This is a genomic window from Spirosoma radiotolerans (assembly GCF_000974425.1).
GTDB classification, from domain to species: domain Bacteria; phylum Bacteroidota; class Bacteroidia; order Cytophagales; family Spirosomataceae; genus Spirosoma; species Spirosoma radiotolerans.
In genome coordinates this window covers 3,720,020-3,737,217 of sequence record NZ_CP010429.1, presented here as the reverse complement: position 1 = coordinate 3,737,217, position 17,198 = coordinate 3,720,020, and the positions used below count along the sequence as shown (strand labels likewise).

Annotated in this window: 14 protein-coding genes; 2 read left to right on the top strand and 12 right to left on the bottom strand. The window is 45.0% G+C overall.

Features of this window, described 5'->3' with window-relative positions:
- Positions 1-53: 53 nt before the first annotated feature.
- The 11 genes from SD10_RS15220 to SD10_RS15170 all read right to left on the bottom strand — a co-directional run bounded on the left by SD10_RS15220 (position 54) and on the right by SD10_RS15170 (position 12,332).
- A complete protein-coding gene (locus SD10_RS15220; RefSeq protein ID WP_148562452.1) occupies positions 54-1,295 on the bottom strand; it encodes a hypothetical protein in 1,242 nt (413 codons plus the stop codon).
- A gap of 61 nt (positions 1,296-1,356) precedes the next feature.
- Positions 1,357-1,917, bottom strand: a complete 561-nt coding sequence (locus SD10_RS15215) for an acyltransferase (protein WP_052731196.1) — start codon at positions 1,915-1,917, stop codon at positions 1,357-1,359.
- A 15-nt stretch (positions 1,918-1,932) separates the two neighbouring features.
- Positions 1,933-2,940, bottom strand: a complete 1,008-nt coding sequence (locus SD10_RS28790; protein ID WP_052731195.1) for a glycosyltransferase — start codon at positions 2,938-2,940, stop codon at positions 1,933-1,935.
- Between the two features lie 31 nt (positions 2,941-2,971).
- On the bottom strand, positions 2,972-4,297 hold the full coding sequence (locus SD10_RS15205; RefSeq protein WP_046574784.1) for a flippase: 1,326 nt from the start codon (positions 4,295-4,297) through the stop codon (positions 2,972-2,974).
- Between the two features lie 103 nt (positions 4,298-4,400).
- Entirely contained in the window at positions 4,401-5,066 is a 666-nt protein-coding gene (locus SD10_RS15200) for a sugar transferase (protein WP_046574782.1), read from the bottom strand.
- A 98-nt stretch (positions 5,067-5,164) separates the two neighbouring features.
- The gene (locus tag SD10_RS15195; protein ID WP_046574780.1) at positions 5,165-7,498 is read right to left on the bottom strand and encodes a GumC family protein; all 2,334 of its coding nucleotides are present in this window, start codon (positions 7,496-7,498) and stop codon (positions 5,165-5,167) included.
- Positions 7,499-7,509: 11 nt separating this feature from the next.
- On the bottom strand, positions 7,510-8,229 hold the full coding sequence (locus tag SD10_RS15190) for a polysaccharide biosynthesis/export family protein (RefSeq protein ID WP_227698985.1): 720 nt from the start codon (positions 8,227-8,229) through the stop codon (positions 7,510-7,512).
- Positions 8,230-8,337: 108 nt separating this feature from the next.
- Complete coding sequence (locus SD10_RS15185) at positions 8,338-9,480, bottom strand: YjbH domain-containing protein (RefSeq protein ID WP_148562451.1); 1,143 nt, start codon at positions 9,478-9,480, stop codon at positions 8,338-8,340.
- On the bottom strand, positions 9,477-10,298 hold the full coding sequence (locus SD10_RS15180; RefSeq protein WP_227698984.1) for a YjbH domain-containing protein: 822 nt from the start codon (positions 10,296-10,298) through the stop codon (positions 9,477-9,479). The genes SD10_RS15185 and SD10_RS15180 overlap by 4 nt, the downstream gene beginning before the upstream one ends.
- A 186-nt stretch (positions 10,299-10,484) precedes the next feature.
- Positions 10,485-11,219, bottom strand: a complete 735-nt coding sequence (locus tag SD10_RS15175; RefSeq protein ID WP_046574778.1) for a hypothetical protein — start codon at positions 11,217-11,219, stop codon at positions 10,485-10,487.
- Between the two features lie 57 nt (positions 11,220-11,276).
- Positions 11,277-12,332: a hypothetical protein gene (locus SD10_RS15170; protein WP_046574777.1), complete on the bottom strand. Its 1,056-nt coding sequence runs from the start codon at positions 12,330-12,332 to the stop codon at positions 11,277-11,279.
- Positions 12,333-13,706: 1,374 nt separating this feature from the next.
- Between SD10_RS15170 and SD10_RS15165 the strand changes: the two genes are divergently transcribed.
- Together SD10_RS15165 and SD10_RS15160 are read left to right on the top strand one after the other, a co-directional pair.
- The gene (locus SD10_RS15165) at positions 13,707-13,919 is read left to right on the top strand and encodes a DUF6965 family protein (protein WP_046574776.1); all 213 of its coding nucleotides are present in this window, start codon (positions 13,707-13,709) and stop codon (positions 13,917-13,919) included.
- 274 nt (positions 13,920-14,193) lie between these two features.
- The gene (locus SD10_RS15160) at positions 14,194-15,789 is read left to right on the top strand and encodes a S53 family peptidase (RefSeq protein WP_046574774.1); all 1,596 of its coding nucleotides are present in this window, start codon (positions 14,194-14,196) and stop codon (positions 15,787-15,789) included.
- Between the two features lie 290 nt (positions 15,790-16,079).
- Here SD10_RS15160 and SD10_RS15155 read toward each other — a convergent pair whose 3' ends face one another.
- Positions 16,080-17,024 (bottom strand): NHL repeat-containing protein, encoded by a 945-nt coding sequence (locus SD10_RS15155; protein ID WP_052731194.1) that lies wholly within the window; start codon positions 17,022-17,024, stop codon positions 16,080-16,082.
- Positions 17,025-17,198 lie beyond the last annotated feature (174 nt).

The window sequence follows — 17,198 nt, the reverse complement described above, 5'->3', positions numbered from 1 at the left end:
TAAATGTAATTACTTTTGTTTAGTTGAATGAAAATTTAATCTTTATTGATCCATTAAGGTTGACCATCATTTGGAATTAGTTTTATTGACTTTCTGTACTTTTTTAAATTTAACAAATATAAAGCATTTTTTTCACTTATATATTGATATAGATATACAACAAATATATTTGCAATTAGGAATTTGTCCGCATATACTGAATCAGAAGTTAATGATGTAAACATTACCATCCATATATAATATTTTAAATAATAAAAGGGTTTAGGTACTTTAACCTTGAAGCTCTTATAAAATATAATAAAATATGCTAACACTGGTATTATTCCGCACATCGCATATAATCCAACTAAACCTATATCTGACAAGTAGTAGCCAACTGTTTGTAGTTTTAATTCTTCTCGTCCTAGAACAGACTTATCCCCATATGGAATTCCATTCCCAAGTATCCTACTTAATAAATTTGGCGAAAAATCTAAAATAAAGTATTTAGCAGAAAGAACTCTAATATACTCACTCCCTTGATGTTGAGTTTCTTTTTGTGTTTCAGATAGACCTCTTACTATTGAATGATTAGAATTTACAGCTATATATATTATACAAAATGAAATACTTAATATTATCAACTTTTTTAAGTTACTAGAAGAGCTAAAAAAATGGTATATATAAATAAAGATTAAAAATACGATACTTTGTCTTGTGACTTGTAATACAGTTACTACTGCTCCTAAACTAATAAAAGTTAACCAAATAATTTTATTTTTTTTGTTATAGCTTAGTTTACAGAGAGATATGAATAAGCTCAAAAAGAATATACCAGCTCCTGGGAAAATAATTCTTGTAATACCTCGATCTACTACAAACTCACTTTTTGTACCAAAATATACTATATCAGAATTTATAAATTGAAACAAAAATAGTATCATATAAAGTGCGCCATAAAATAGTGTTATTTTTTCAATAATTTTTATTTTTATTTTTTTTTGTATTAAAAAAAAATAAAAAAACCAAATTAAGTATGGCATTGTTGATTTAACGCTTAACCATATATCTTGTTTCCATGAAATATATGCAAGTGGAATAGATATTAGTATTGATGCACATATCATTTGTATGGGCAAATTAAATGCAAAGCTTCTCTTATAAAAAAAGGGAATAGATATTATAACTACTATTAAAGAAAAAGTAAAATTAACAGCTCTAATTGTTGCCTCAGATAAATATCGCCATTGAAAAAAATTTATTGAAACTAGAGTTAAAAAAAAAGTAAAATAAATTATTATCTTATTTTTGTTCATAGTTGTAAAAGCCATTACTTACTTTAAACACTTGTTATTTTTTTTTTTTTTTTTTCGATATTTAAAAAAATGATTTATGATAATTAAGTTTATACTCTATTCGTTTGTTACGATCTTTAATTACTTTAAATGGTATTCCACCGACTAATGTATACGCAGGAACATCTTTGTTTATTAATGACATTGCTCCAATCACTGCTCCTTCGTTTACAATTACAGAGGGTAGAATTACAGAATTACAGCTTATCCATGAATTCATCTCTATAATAACTTTTCCCCCACTACCCTCAAAGGTTGGACTATTATAGTCATGTTGTAAAGTATATATTGATACGTTTGATGAAATATTTACATTGTCTTTAATTATTAAACCCATTCTACCGTCGAGCAATGCATTTTCACCTATTATAACGTTATCTCCAATAGTTATTTTGCCCCTCCTAATTTGGCAACATCTGTGTATACTACTATTCTTTCCGATTTTTATTTTTAGAAAGGCTTTATAATAAAATAACCTTAGGCTATGGTTTGGTACATAGCCTATAATTAGCCCAATGTATTCTATGAAGTCAAATAAAAAAACTACAATTGTTTTTTTTACAACACTAAACTTTACTTTCATAGTTAATCTTCTGTTTTAAACCTTTTTGTAAATTTCTATTAATTTGTTATTACTAAATTTTCCAGTAAAAGCTTGTTTAAACGATGATATATATAATTGTATTAACTTTTTCCTGTCGCTTCGTTTCGCAATTACCAAAATTGTTCGAATTATATCTTTAAGGATATACAATGAAATTCTGATATTTATTTTATAGTGAACCAAAGCAATATTAATTATATTTCTTTTAGCCATGCACAGAAATACATCTTTCATTGTTATTGTATCGTTCCTGCTAGTGTTAACTCTTTTATTAGTCAATTTTCCTTCTGTATTTTTCCTCATTCCTATCAATTCGTTAATGTATACATCTGGTTGTATAGATATTGGTTCTACTTTGTGAAAAATAACTGCCTCTTTGATTAAATATATTTTGAAGCCGTTGTTTTGTATTCTAATAGAATATTCTACGTCATCGTGAAAAATGAAAAAATCTTCATTTGGATATCCAACAACTTTTACTATTTCTCTTCCTATACACATGCCAATGTATGAAGCAAATGTAATTTCATGAATGCTTTCTTTAAGTAGTTTTTTGTCATTAATTGGAGTCTGTAAAGGAATTTGGAATTTGTTTATAGATATATACCCTCTGTGTAAAAAATCAATTTCATTATTTTCTACTACAACAGGAGTAAGGATAAAATTTTTATTATATATTAGATTGTGGCAACTAAACATTTTTTCTAGACAGTGTTCATCTGGAAAAGCATCATCATCCATAATCCATATCCAATCAAAACCTTTTTTATATGCCTCCTTTATGCCCCTGTTAAAACCCCCCGATCCACCAGTATTCGTTTGGTAAAAAATTATTAAGCCTTTTTGATTTTCAAGCCATTCTTTAGTTCCATCATCACTGCCATTAATAATTACTACAATGTCATTAATTTTTTTTGTTTGTTTACGCAATGCCAGTATACATTTCTTCAACAAAGTGAGTCGGTTATATGTCACAACAACAGCTACAATTGAATCTTCCATTTCAATAAAGTTAATTTTTTTCTATTTTTTATTACATTCTATTTGCTTTAACTAATGTGTTTATGAGTGGGTTTAATTGCTGCTTTATAAAGTAAAGTCTAAAGAATTTTGTATCAACAGGGTTAATTCCATTTATTCTTAATAATACATACATTGTAAGAGTTATTAATATTTCTGTAATTAGCCAAGCAATTGCTGTTCCAATAAAACCATATTTTTGGACTAATATTACATTTAGTATAATACTTATCGTTGCGCCTATGCTTGTTGTATATAAAAATAATTTATCCATTTTCAAATGTAACATTATTTGTACTCCAAATAGATTACTTAAGGATACTACCATAGGAATAAATGAAAGTACTTGAAAGGCTTGGACGGCTGGTTCGTATTTGTTACCGAAAAAGACTTTTAATATATTTGGTCCTATACTTACCATTATAACCCCCATTAATCCGGTGCATAACATTACAAGTGGCAATGCTTTTTGAACTATAATTATTCCACTTTTTTTATTTTCTCCAAAAGCTTTTCCGATATAAGGGAAAAGTGCCATTGATAGAGGTAGGCTTATTACTGAACGTATGACATCCATCAATCTTTGGCCAGCTGAATAATACCCTACTTGCGTTTCATTTTGATAAAAGCCTAAAATGACAATATTCGTAGTTGTATAAAGACTAACAATTATTATCGAAAAAAAAACAATTTTTTCACTCCATAATACATTTATTATATTTTTGAATGAAATTTGTATGTATTTAACTTTATATCTTTTTAACGACCAAAAAAAAGTTATTACTGAAATACAAATTGTGATTAGACTACTTATTAGTGGTTGCCATATATAGTCTTCTTGCTGTTTTATTGCGGCAACTATTGCAATTGTAAATAAAAATCTGCCCCCGAAATTTACCAACGTAACTTTATGTAATTCTTGCATTGATTGGAATAACCAATTTTGGTTAAATACTACTCCAATGCATCCAATGAATGTAAAAATAGCTACTTTTTTTTCTAAGTTTAATGGTTGTACATTATATAGGCTTACAGAAAATATTATAAGTGACACAACAAACAATAAGATTTTCACATTCATTACTTCACTAAATATATAATTTCTCAGTATAATATTATTTGCATCTTTTGAAATCTTGCGTGTTGCTGTTAAATCAAATCCATAATTTATTAGTAAATTAAAATAAACCATAAAAGCAGCGGCATAGTTTATTACACCGAACTTTTCTGGACCAAATAGTCTAGATGTTATCGGTATAGTTATTAATGGGAAGATATAATTTGCTATTTGAATTAAGCTAAGCGAAGCTACATTCTTAAACAATAGTTTTTTGCTCACAGGTTTATGGTAGTTATTTAGTTTTCATTGTTTGGTTTATACTGTATAATTATGAAATCTATATAATTTCCGTTATATATTAATAGCTGATATTGCTTTACATTTAGTGGGCATTAATATCACCTTTCATCATAGCTGTCACTGTCCACCAGCATATTTTGATGTCGAGCCAGAATGATTTCTTACGATTATAGAATCGATCAAACCGAACGCGATGGATCATTTTAATGAGTTCATCGGTCTCACCACGGCAACCGCGGACCTGGGCTAGTCCGGTAATGCCTGGTTTTGTCCGGTAACGACTGCCATATTTGGGTAATACGCGCCAGAATTGGGCATCATGCTGCACCGCGTGGGGTCTTGGTCCTATGACACTCATCTGCCCTAGTAAGACGTTGATGAATTGGGGCATTTCATCCAGATTTGATTTGCGGAGGAATCGCCCAATGCGCGTTACACGATTGTCTTGTTTTTTGGCTTGCTTAAACTGGGCCTTTGGGTTGTGCGTCATGGTTCTGAATTTCAGGCAATCGAACCAGGTCCCCTTATAACCCGTACGCTTCTGGATGTATAGAATAGGGCCTGGTGAATCCAGTTTGATCAATATACCTAGTAGCGGAATTAACCAGGTGAGAACGAATAAGGCAACAAGTAGAGAAAAACAAATATCGAAGCCTCGTTTCCCAATAGTGTGGTAGTCTACTCTGCGCCGGGTGTTAGGCTCAGTGTACACGTACAGGGGCTTGTAGTGTGTGTCAAGACTAAGCATACAAGTTTAGTTTTAGTTGGGTTGATCGTGGAGAGAGGAAGCAATGTATTTGGTTTCTTTAGGTTGTTAGGCGAACTAGATCGCGATTCGCGTTACAGTCAGGCATTTCCGTTACCCAGCCATTTTTTCTTTTCGCTGCCGCCATAATATTCCCCGTAGTTATAATTGTAGTAATAGGATTCACCTTCGCCCACGCCGTTCAGAATGATGCTGAGCCGCTGGAAACGCTGCTCCTTAAATAGCACATCCACCATCTTGATCGAGTTCTTAGGTGTGTGGTCATGGCGCACCATAAACAGGGTCGCATCGGCATAAGGGGCAATCAGTTGGGAATCCGTCACCAGCCCAATGGGTGGGGAGTCCACTAGCACGTAATCAAAGCGTTCTTTCAATTCCTCGAATAACTTACCCAGGCGGGGCGAGCTCAACAGCTCCGCCGGGTTTGGCGGCAGCGGTCCAGCCGTAATAATGAAGTAGTTATCATAGCCGGTAACGGGTTGCAGCAGCTCGTCGATGGTCGCTTCGCCAATCAGGTAATTGCTCAGTCCCGAGTGGTTTTCCATATGCAGGCTCTTGTGGAGTTTAGGTTTGCGCATGTCCATTTCCAGAATAACCGTTCGGTTATTCACCAAGGCCAGGCTGGCACCCAGGTTAAGGGACATAAAGGATTTGCCCTCGCCACTGATGCTGGAGGTGAACAGCACCACCTGGGGCGTGTTTGGGTCACTCCGCAAAAAGTGTAGGTTGGTGCGCAGGGTACGGATCTGCTCGCCAATGACGGATTGCAGCCGGGGTTTGAACACCATGTTGTCGATGGTGATCTGGCGGCTTTTGACTACCTCGCCCAGAATAGGCACCTGGGTTACGTCTTCCACATCGGTCCGGTGCAAGACTCGGTTGTTCAGGGCATCTTTCGCCGTTAAAAATCCGACCGGCGCTAACAGACCCAGTAAGCCAAAGATGGCGAAGATGGTCATCTTTACCGGTTTTACGGGTTTGCTGCCGGCCCGTGCTGCATCCACTAAGCGGCTGTCCGGGATGGTGGAGGCTGCCGAAAGGGCCGTTTCTTCGCGTTTTTGCAGCAGGTAGGTATACAGACCGTTTTTGATGGCCTGTTGGCGCGTAATGTTGAGCAGCGCGCGTTCTTTACCCGGCACCGTCCGGATCATGCCTTCCAGACGCTGGTTGTTGGCCAGCAATTGGCCCCGGTTGCTTGTCAGTTGCTGCCGAATGGTTTGCACGTTTTCGTTGATGCTCGCTTTCAGGGTTTTCAGCTGGCTATCCAGCGATTGAACCAGCGGGTTGTTGGGCGACATGGTGCGCGACACTTCATCGCGTTTGGCTTCCAGCTCGGATACTTTCAGCAGCAATCCGGTCAGAATAGGATCACTCAGGCCCAGGGTCGCGGGAGCCAGGCCGCTCTGTCCGGCCTGGTGTTGCAAATACCGTTCCACATCGCCCAGGGCACTCAGGCGAATGTTGACCTCGTTCAACTGGGTATCGTTATCTTTTACGGTGCTTAGAAAGGTTTGTGCCTGTGCGCCCAGATCCGTAATGCCCTGGGTCGATTTATAGAGTTCGACTTCTTTCTCTACGGTCGAAAGCTCCCCGGAAATCAGGCCCAGCCGGTTTTCGATGAAGGTAAGCGTATTGCCCGCTTCTTTGTTCTTGTCGATAACGGCCTCCTTGTTGTATTCGTTGATGATCTGGTTCAGGATGGCCACGCCTTTGTCGGGGACAGCTTCATCCAGGGTCATCATGAGCACGGTGGCCTGTTTGGTTGTCGGCTCAACCGTCAGGTTTCCCAGATACCCTTCCACCGTTTCGGTATGGTTGGCGATGGTGGCTACCAGGGGCTCCATCTTACTGCTAATGGGCTTGCGGGTCAAAATACGGAGCTGGCCGTAGGGTGTCCGGATGCTCTGGTTCACGGGGTAGGGCTGCCCGTTCAACATCACCGTTCTGGCGTCTAAAAACGTAAACTCCAGGGCTTCGTCGGGTAACTGGGCCACCGGTTTCTCCACCAACAGGCGGATAGGGGAGTCGCCATAGATCTCTTTCTTTACCGTCCTGGTGGGGGTGTAGTAGTGGACATCGAGGCCAAGGTTCGTCACGACCCGATCCATGAGGGTATAGGACTTCAGGATTTCTATTTCATTTTCCACGACCTTACTGGGTGTAAACAGGTCGAGTTCTTTCAGCATGCTGGTTCCGTCCATGCCTTTCTTTTCGTCTTTGATCAGCAGGCTGGCTTTCACTTTATACCCCGGTGGCTGGTACAGCAGATAAACGTAGGCTGCTCCCAGCGCCAGTACCAGCGACAGCACGAACCAAGGCCAGTTGCGCACGTAGCGCATGAGCATGGCTCGTAGGTTGGTCTCCGGTTCTACTTCGTAAGCCTGAGCGGGGGTGTAGGAATTATTGGTTACCATGTTGGCTGGTGTTAAAGGCGCGTAACAATGATGGCGATAAAGGATAGAGCACTGATAATGATGGGTAAAAGCTGGAATGTCTGGTCGGCGTTATTCACGCGGGCCTTGCCGGGTTCTACATACACCACATCGTTGGGATGCAGGTAATAGTAAGGCGATTTGAAGACATCCCGTTTGGTCAGGTCGATGTGGTTAAAGGTCCGCTTGCCGTTTTCCTCACGGATAATCAGGACATTGTCCCGGCGGCCGTAGATGGTAATGTCACCGGCCAGTCCCAGGGCTGCGGGTAAGGATATGCGTTCATTGGGGATCGAGAAGAGCGAGGGCCGCGCCACTTCTCCCGATACGGCAATCTGAAAGTTCAGATTCCTGACGTTGACCGTGGGTTCTTTCAGGAAGTCGAGCAGTTTGGTCTTGATCTGGGCGGCCGCCTGGCTGTTGGTGAGTCCTGCTACGGTGAGCTGGCCCATCAGGGGTAGTTCGATCTGCCCTTCCTCGCTCACGACATAGCCGGGCGTGTAGGGCAGGGGTGTGGTGGGCGTTACCGTCTGGGGTGAGCCTGCCCGTTCGGCCATCGTAATGGCCGCGTAGGGATTAAAGAACGTGGTGGCTTCGGGGCTCAGGCTGCTGACCTGCACAGACAGCACATCACCCGGTTTAATGGTCGGAATGTAGCGGGGCGCCAGCGCAACGGTTGTGTCCGTACCTGCCGCACTTTGTTGGTACAGCACCAGCTCCTTGCTGGAGATGCAGCCAGACAATCACGCCACCAAACCAAGAAACAAGCACCCAGCCTGGGCACGCAGCACGCGTAATTTCATAAGGGTAAAAGTCATTAACTAATGATACTGATCCTGTATATACCGGCTGTGGTACTGCCGCAGCAGGGCATCCAGCTGGTAACCGACTTTATAGCGCGATGCAATGTTGTAACCCCGGCTATAGGCATATTCCCAGCGAAACTCCTCCGTTGTGCGGAGCCGTACCCGCTGGCCCTGTACAATCCGTCCGGGGGCCAGGGGAATGGCAAAATTGAAACCACCCGTTCCCCCGTTTCCCGTTTTGGTGGCATAAAAACCAACTTCCACATTGCCCAGCTGCCGGATGAGATCCAGTCTTACTCCCCGGTCATGGTGCAGATACTGCCCGCCCGATACCTTGATTGTCACATCGTGCCGGGGCAGCCGGTAAGCCACATCGGCCAGGATGAGCAGGTTATTCATGGATTCATAATAAAACCCGTTTTGCGGGAAGAAATAGAACCCCGTCAGGCCCGTTTCCAGGCCATACGACCAATTTTTGGTAAGATCGGCATGACGGTACTGCACATTGACGCCATACTGATCCGAATAAAACAACCCCGCCGACAGACTCATAAAATTGACCCCGTCCAGCGCCAGAAACTGGTTCAGGAAGGTTGGTGCGGGCCGCACATTCAGGCCCTGGTTGTCCAGGTGATTCGCAATGGGGAACAATACCCCCCAGTTCAGCACCAGCCCCCGGTTCAGGTACAACTGGCTTTGCAGCAACAGATTCGTTTTTGCTTCAACTGTCTGTTCCCGATACCCGAACTGGGCAATGAACTCGGGCTGCAATCGAAAGTCGAACTTGTAGGCCCGGCTGTCGAACGGATGCTGTTTTGCAAACCGTTGCCGTTCCTGCCGCGACAGGATCGTGGTGGTTACCGTGGTGTCCAGCCGGTATTGGGCAATGGGCACCCCCTGGTAGAGGGGCACAAACGTTTGTATGCCGTTGGCTGCCATGGGTTGAGCCGCATCCAGCAGCCCCATGAACGGGTTTCGATACAGCCGCTGCTCATAATACACCCGGTGTTCGGTGCTGTCCACCAGCAGGTTTTCCAGGTTGGACAGCCCCTTGCGCGACTGGGCAAGGCCGTCGGACAAGCCACTCACTAAGAGCGCTATCCCCAGTAACCAGACCGCGAGCCCATGACGTTTTTCCCTCCTCAAGCCGCTCCTCATGGTCGTTTCGGTTTACGGAGTAAAGGAATGGCGTAGGAGGTTGACGCCGTCACCTGATCGCCGTTCAGCAGTCCCGCCTGAACGGTCCAGTGCTTGAACAGCAAGGCATACGCCCCCACGTTGACATGCTGCGAATCCCACTCCACCATGAACCCACCTTTTTTGTTAACATTGAGGTTGACGCCCCCAAACGGCCCGGCCAGATAGTAGTTGGGTTTGTCGCGCTTGTCTTTCAGCGTATAACCCGAAAAAATGTCGGAATCTTTGTCATTTTTTACTTCAGCCCGATAAAGTGAATAGGGGCTGCTCATGCCTAGGGTAAAGGCCGTCGTAATCGACTTGGATATATTGACATGCTTGGTCGCTACGACCACATTGGTAATAAGCGAATTGTCAATGCCAAATGGAGCTGAAATAATAACTGCTACCGATGGACGCTTTGCTTTTTCGGTCAACAGCGCGTACTTAATGTCAATCTGTCTGTCACCGATACCCTTTGCACTATACTGGATAGGTCCATTGGGCAAAAGCAAATTTATATTCACTTCGAGTCTGGGGAAAACGACCAGGTTAACGAATGCAATACTTTCCGAATTACGTGTCGTTACTAATGGGTTAGCTTGTGGACTAAAGCGAAACGCATAGCTCGATGGGTTGAACCCATAGCCAAACGAGAACGTCCCATCTGCCACCACCTCGGCCGAGGGAATGTAGATTAACCCTGGCTTACCGGAAATATTTACCTGCGCCCACGCCAGCCCCGGAAGCCCAAGGCTAAGCACGATCCCTATATTGAAAACCTTTTGAACGGCCTTCAAAACGGAGAATGCTTTGAACGGTTTGCTATATACGTTAAGTATACTACTCAGGTAAATCATTGCCGGTGCTGGCTGAAAAATGGATTTAACAGACGAGTGGTGGCCCAAAGGCCTGATGAGCTATACCGGAGCATCAGGCCAGAAGTGGCTTGATCCATTTGGGACAACGTCCTGCGCTTCGTTTACTTAGTTGAATTTGACTTTTAGTGAGAGCCCCGCTTCCAGCCCGTTGAGGCTCACCTTCTGGGTCGTGCTGCTTGTCTCGCTTTTGACAACCTGGTTGTAGCTGCCCAGATGATACCGGACGTCGAGCGCCAGGAACAGTTTCTTCACCAGTTTTTTCTCGGCACCCACAAACACCTGCAGGCCGTAGTTATTGCCCGACTGGGTTTCGCTGACCGAACCGGTATTGCCTACGACCTGCCGCGAGAAATCATTATTGATAAAATAGCGGGCCACGCTCACACCTAGGTAGGGCGTCAGAAACGGCGCTTTGGGTTCACTGCCAGCTTCTTTGGTTGTTGTACTCACGGGAGCCGCTTTAGCAAAGGTGTACTTCAGGTCGAGCGAGACCGGAATAATGGAAAGCGTCAGTTTTTCGGACCGGTTTGTGCCCCCCACGCTGACATCCCCCGAAACGGAGTTTTTCCAGTAGCCAACCCGGCCACCGATGGAAAGTCCTTTGGTAAGGCCCACTTCCAGGGCGGCCGTAGGCATGATGCCCCCCGAAAAGGTTGCGCCTTTGCCGGCATTATAGTCGAGCAGCATGGAGCGTTCGTTCCAATAGTCGAGCGAGGGTTTCCAGTAACTGGCGCCTACGCTGATACTTTTCAGATTGACCTGCGCCTGCACAGCAGAAGGTCTGGCAAACAGGCCGCCCACGAGGGCCGCTATTGATAAAAAGAGGTAATTGGTTTTCATCGTACTGATTCGGTGTGAGTTACAACAAAATGTCTCTTGTGTGGAAGCATCTGAAAATCAACCGCCATTGCCCTGGTTGTGGCAGCTGGCCGTTGCTTTCGTCAGGGTTGCCTTGAGCGAGCCTGCGGCTGCATTGAAGTTGCTGTTGATCGTGTTCAGGTCTTTGTCGCGGGCCGCCTGGGCATTGGCCAGTTTAGCGGCTCCAACGGCATCGCAGGCGGTTGTTTCGGCAGCCTGTAGCTTGGTGAAAACGTCATTGGCATCGGCCAGCGCTGCCAGGTATAGTAACCTCAGCAGATCGTAGGCACCGCCCAGTATGGCTTTATTCGCATCCAGGCTAGCCATGCCCGCGTCGAAAGCCTGTTGAGCTACCGCCCGCAGGGGTGTGTACTTCGCCGTTAGACCAGCCTTACAGGGAGCACTCTCGGCCGAGATCCCCGTCTGGATCTGAGTAAAATTCGCATTGATAGCCGCTGTCTGGCTGGCCTGAGTTGCCTGCAGACCGGCCAGCGCTGTGTTATAGGCTGCATTGGCCGCTGCCTTACAGGCGTCGTCATCCAGCGCTGCGTTGGCGGTTGCTACGGTAGCGACAATGTTGCTGCCCGAGGTAGCCCCCACGCGTCCGCCCACTGCTTTCCCATTCACGGTCGGCAGGGTGAACGTTGGCAGATACGCTTTGAGCGCTGGATTGTTGCTCAGGGCGGTCAGCTGGCTTTTCAGGTTGGCCGGAATCTCCCCCGTGGTCGACATGGTTTTGATGACGTCGGGCGTGAAGCTGGCCGAAAGCTGCGAGGCAGCGGCTGGTGTAATGGCTTTACCGACATCGCTGGCGGCCTGTTGTACCGCAGCTGGCACGACGCCGGTGGCGCTCAGGCTCGATAGACCGGCACTTACGGCAGCGGCAGCGGTGGAGGAGGTAACTGAAGCCGCTGTAACCGAAACAGCAGCCGGTGCCGTTGGCTTGACGTCAGGCAGTTTGACATCCGTAAAGCCCTTGAAGGTATAGGTGAAAGGCGTCAGCGAATCAACGTCTTTCGTTTTACAATTGTACAGGACGGTTGCCAGACAAAACCCGTAAAAGAGCAACTTGATGTTCGGTTTTGCAGTTTTCATGTAAAGGTTTTTGTGTGATAGTGAAACGTGATTGAATAATTAAATGCCAACTACTTGCTCAATTGACATGATGAGTAAACCAGAGCAACTGGGGTAAAATGGATCACCAGCGTTCTGACCGGAGATTGTAGTATATACCAAGGCATCCAGGTGGTTTACTCCGTGCGCCATATTTGTATGAATAAACTATACAAGTAAAATTAGCGCATAGAATTCCCAGCCTATGAAAATATAGGTCAATGACAGATTGTATTTTCTCCTAGCTCGGTAAGAACAGAAATGTATCTTTAGAATTTATAGAGAGTACACCACCAGCGAATACTAAAAAACGTTATATAAACCTGGCGGGCTGAATCCAACGACAATCGTTTAGCGTATTATAGACTATCGTGAACTTGGTGTTCATAACTACTGTACCAGATCGGGGTAGTATGAATGATCATGAATGGATTTTGTCTCTTTGACAAAGTAGAAGTAAAAAAGGCCATAGATGTAGATAAGTATGTGATCTATCATGTTTACTGAAACATGATGAAGTAAATTTACAAATAAATTCATTCGATAATCTTTTTGATAAAACCCGGCTGTAAAACCGGGTTAAACCTTGTAAGTATATATTGGTTTACAGGTATGGATACATTTACGATGTGATACAGATATATTTTAACTAATTGTTTATATAGTTATACTATTAAGTCGATATAGGACTAAAAAAACATAGAAATGGGTGTTTCATAGAGAATCAATGCGCCGGTAACGCCCACTTATTATAAGTAATATCCCCCTATTTTTAATCTCTTTTTAATCTAAAAGCCTTTTTAGTGTGGAATTTACCATTTTGTACAATAGTAATTAAGAAGTTTACATTTAAAAATTTATGTTAATTAAATATTGGTGTATAAATGGAAACGGAGTATATTTTATAGTAACTTTTGTTGAAGAAGTATATTTTTTTGGTCTGTCTAGTAGCTCACCTCCAGTGTATAATTTAGACGACTGATTAATAAAAAAAAGTGTACATTGAGTATAAAACCATATATAAAAAAAACTGATAAGTATATATTTATATTGCGTTTAAAATAGGGTATAGTATTTAGTTTCTGGCTAATCTATAGATCATAAGAGTTACAACCACTATTAATAAATAGTAGTTAGTTTATACTATAAATTGCTCTACATATGTAGTGGTTATGAACAAGGAATCCTTTTCTCGAATGCAGGATATACGCATATCCTTACGGGTCTTCCTATTTCGATTATTCGTTACGTTGAACCGACAACATCGATAGCCAGGTCATCTATCGGAGCTGATCCATTGAATCAGATAGTGTTTTTTCGGGCAGCGGGAAGGAGACCAACGGGTATATTTGCCCGATGCATAGTGATGATGAGAAATTGATTGCTTTCTTTAAAGGACGAAAATTACCACCCAAAGGATACTTCCAGATCTCAGCCTGGGAATCCACATTCAACGTGAAGAAAACGATAGAACTGGCTATGCTTGGTCTGCAGGCAGGCGATAACGCCAGTCGGGAAACACTCAGACGAATCAAACAAAAGCTGGAAACAAGCGGGAAAATAGCCTAAAAAAGCCCGGCAAACTGAAGCTGACCGGGCAATTATCATAGGTTAGTAACGGTAATTTAGAGGGTATGTCAGAAAGAGCGTCACTTTGCACCGCTGTTGCATAGGTCCGCAGTCCTGACCGATGCCTACGTTTGCCAGGCTCCAGGCCACTTAGCTGAAAATTCGGGTTGACTCATAACCGCCAGATTAATCAAAAATTAATCTGACAAACGCGGACAGGATTCGTTAGAGAAGTACTGTATCAACGACTCACTATCCCCGATAACGTACGCATATGAGCGCTTTTGATCAACTTGTCCCTTTACCCGGTAGCGAAAAATCGGCTCCGGAGGCCACTCCCCTTCAAACACTTGACCCCAATGAAGTGCTGACTGTTACGGTTCGAATCCGTCGAAAGCAGCCGATGGCCCCATTGGTAAGCACCAGCAATCCGGTCGAGAACGTCGTGTCCCGCGCTGCCTATGCAGGTCGTTTCGGCGCCGATCCTGCCGTTATCAAGCAGGTAGAAGCCTTCGCCACGACATACGATTTGAGTTTGGTCGACCAGAGTGCGGCCCGCCGGACGGTGTTGCTGCGGGGAACCGTGGCCCAAATGGAACGGGCCTTCGGCGTCCTGTTAACCAATTACCGCACTGCCGACGGTATAGAGTTTCGGGGCCGAACGGGGCCGATCAATGTGCCGATGGAACTGGTCGACGCTATTGAGGGCGTTTTCGGGTTAGATAATCGGCCACAGGCACAGGCTCACTTTCAGGTTCTGAAGAATGGAGTGGGGGCGCACATTGCTCCGCTGGCAACGAATGTCTCGTTTACGCCACCGCAACTGGCCAGCCTGTACAACTTTCCGACGGGGGTAACGGGAAAAGGGCAGAGTATCGCCATCATTGAATTGGGCGGAGGCTTTCGAAAGGCAGACATCACTACGTACTTTGCCGGTTTGGGCCTCAAGCCACCGACGGTAGTGGCGGTTTCGGTCGATGGTGGCCTCAACGCACCCAGCACCGCCGATGGGGCTGATGGCGAGGTCATGCTCGACATTGAGGTGGCTGGAGCCGTTGCACCGGGTGCTACCATTGTGGTCTATTTTGCGCCCAATACCGATCAGGGTTTTCTGGATGCCATTACCACAGCCATTCACGATACAAAGTACAAACCATCCGTCATTTCCATCAGCTGGGGCGCGGCAGAGAAAAACTGGACACCGCAGGCGCTTACATCGTTCAATCAGGCTTTTCAGGCGGCAGCCGCCTTGGGAATAACCGTTTGTGCAGCTGCGGGCGATACGGGTTCTGACGATAGCGTTGGAGATGGAAAAGCGCATGTCGACTTTCCCTCGTCGAGTCCCTTTGTGCTGGCTTGCGGAGGAACAAAGCTCACCGCTTCGGGCAACTCGATCTCGGCTGAAGTGGTCTGGCACGAAAGCAAGACCAGTGCCACGGGGGGCGGGATAAGTGATGCATTCGACCTGCCCGATTACCAGCAAAAGAGCCATGTTCCGCCATCGGTGAATGATAAAAAACGAAAAGGCCGGGGTGTGCCCGATGTGGCCGCTGTGGCGGATCCGGCAACCGGGTATGCGGTTCGGGTCGATGGCAGTAACCTGATCATTGGCGGAACGAGTGCCGTGGCTCCGCTAATGGCCGGCCTGATTGCCCTCATCAACCAGCAACGGGGCAAAGCCGTTGGCTTTATTCACCCCATCATCTATGCCAATCCAAAAGCGTTTCGGGATATAACCCAGGGAAATAACAGCACAACGACGGGCAACAAAGGGTATACGGCGGTTGCGGGTTGGGATGCCTGCACGGGATTGGGCGTTCCGGATGGCAAGCAATTGGCTACCGTACTTGGGGGCTCGACGACAGCCTGAAAATTTGCTACAAAGCGACCCGGCTGAAACAAATGCGTAATGGCATGAGATCAACGACCTCAGATTAAAAAATACAACAGTCCGGGTATGGTTAGCAGAAAGAGGAGAACAAGCAAAAAAATAAGTTGCCAGAATCGGTCATAATGAACGTACCGGCTGTTCCCTGCAACCAGATTTATTAATTCGTTTATCCAATGGCGTATCATCCAGGTAATTAGGTGGTAAGGCCGGACGAAAGTAAGCGATTTCGGGATGTCCCTTGTATTATAAAATTGTTACGTGGGCAGCCGCTATTTTTTGCGTGGATAAAAATAAATGAATTGGATAGAGGTGAATGTTTTCTCCGTGCTGGTGTAATAGCCCGAACCGTTGATTGCCCAGCTAATGGCTTCTCCCTGCACTTCGTAGGCAAGTGGTAACCGCCGGGGTACACGCTTGAGGGCATCGGCAATGGTTTCCCCTTGCCGACGGCTGTAGTGAAAAATCTGTTCGTAGGTTCGAATCAGAATTTCATGGCCATCCGTCGAAATAGCCGCCGATGTCGCATGATCGAAGGGAATACGCAGCAGGGCCGTCATCCGGGTAGACTGGGTCAGTGACTGTGGATAAGCAGCACGGTACACGGCCGAGTAAGCGCCTTTGGAAATAAGAAACAGGTCTCTTGTGATTGGATCGAGAAGAATCGCTTCGGCATTTTGTGAACCATCGGGCAGGTATACCCGAATGGCTTCGGCATTAGTGATCTGCCCATCGAATGGAAGCACTTTCCCGACCAGGCTTGGTTCCGGAAACCGATAAATGACTTTTTCGGAACGCCAGCGCCGGTTATCGCCAATGTCGGCCACGTAAATGTAGGATTTGCCCGGTATTGGACCAGGCCCGACGGCTATATCTTCCCAGTCCCGGTTTCTCGCGCCTTCAATGCTGAACCGGGCCACTACCTGACCCTCGGGACTGATTAATTGAATTTGATTGGAATTACCGGAATCTTCTTCGGCCCAGAGGTAACCCGGATGATTACGGCTTGCGGCCAGGCCGGATACTTCAGCCAGGTCGGCGTCGTGCATGACGCCGACCTTGTGGGCTTCACTAAATAAGGTAGTATCTTTAGCCAACGTGGCAACGGAATAGGTTACCCAGGGTATCGAATCCGACTGCTGGTTGGATGACCCACAACCGCCAGACAGTACGGCTACTAACGCCAGTTGGAAACGGATGAATGTACGTGTTGGCATAAGGGCATTAATTCCTGTTAATAGATGGACGCGAATCGGCTTTCAGGAGCGCGCGTTGAGTGAGTTGTGTCCTCACCACATACTAATCCGGATGCGGACTACTCACTTATGTAGAGTTCATACGCTTAAAATGCCACTTAAACACGCCACGATCTACGAAGCTAAGTCAGCTAT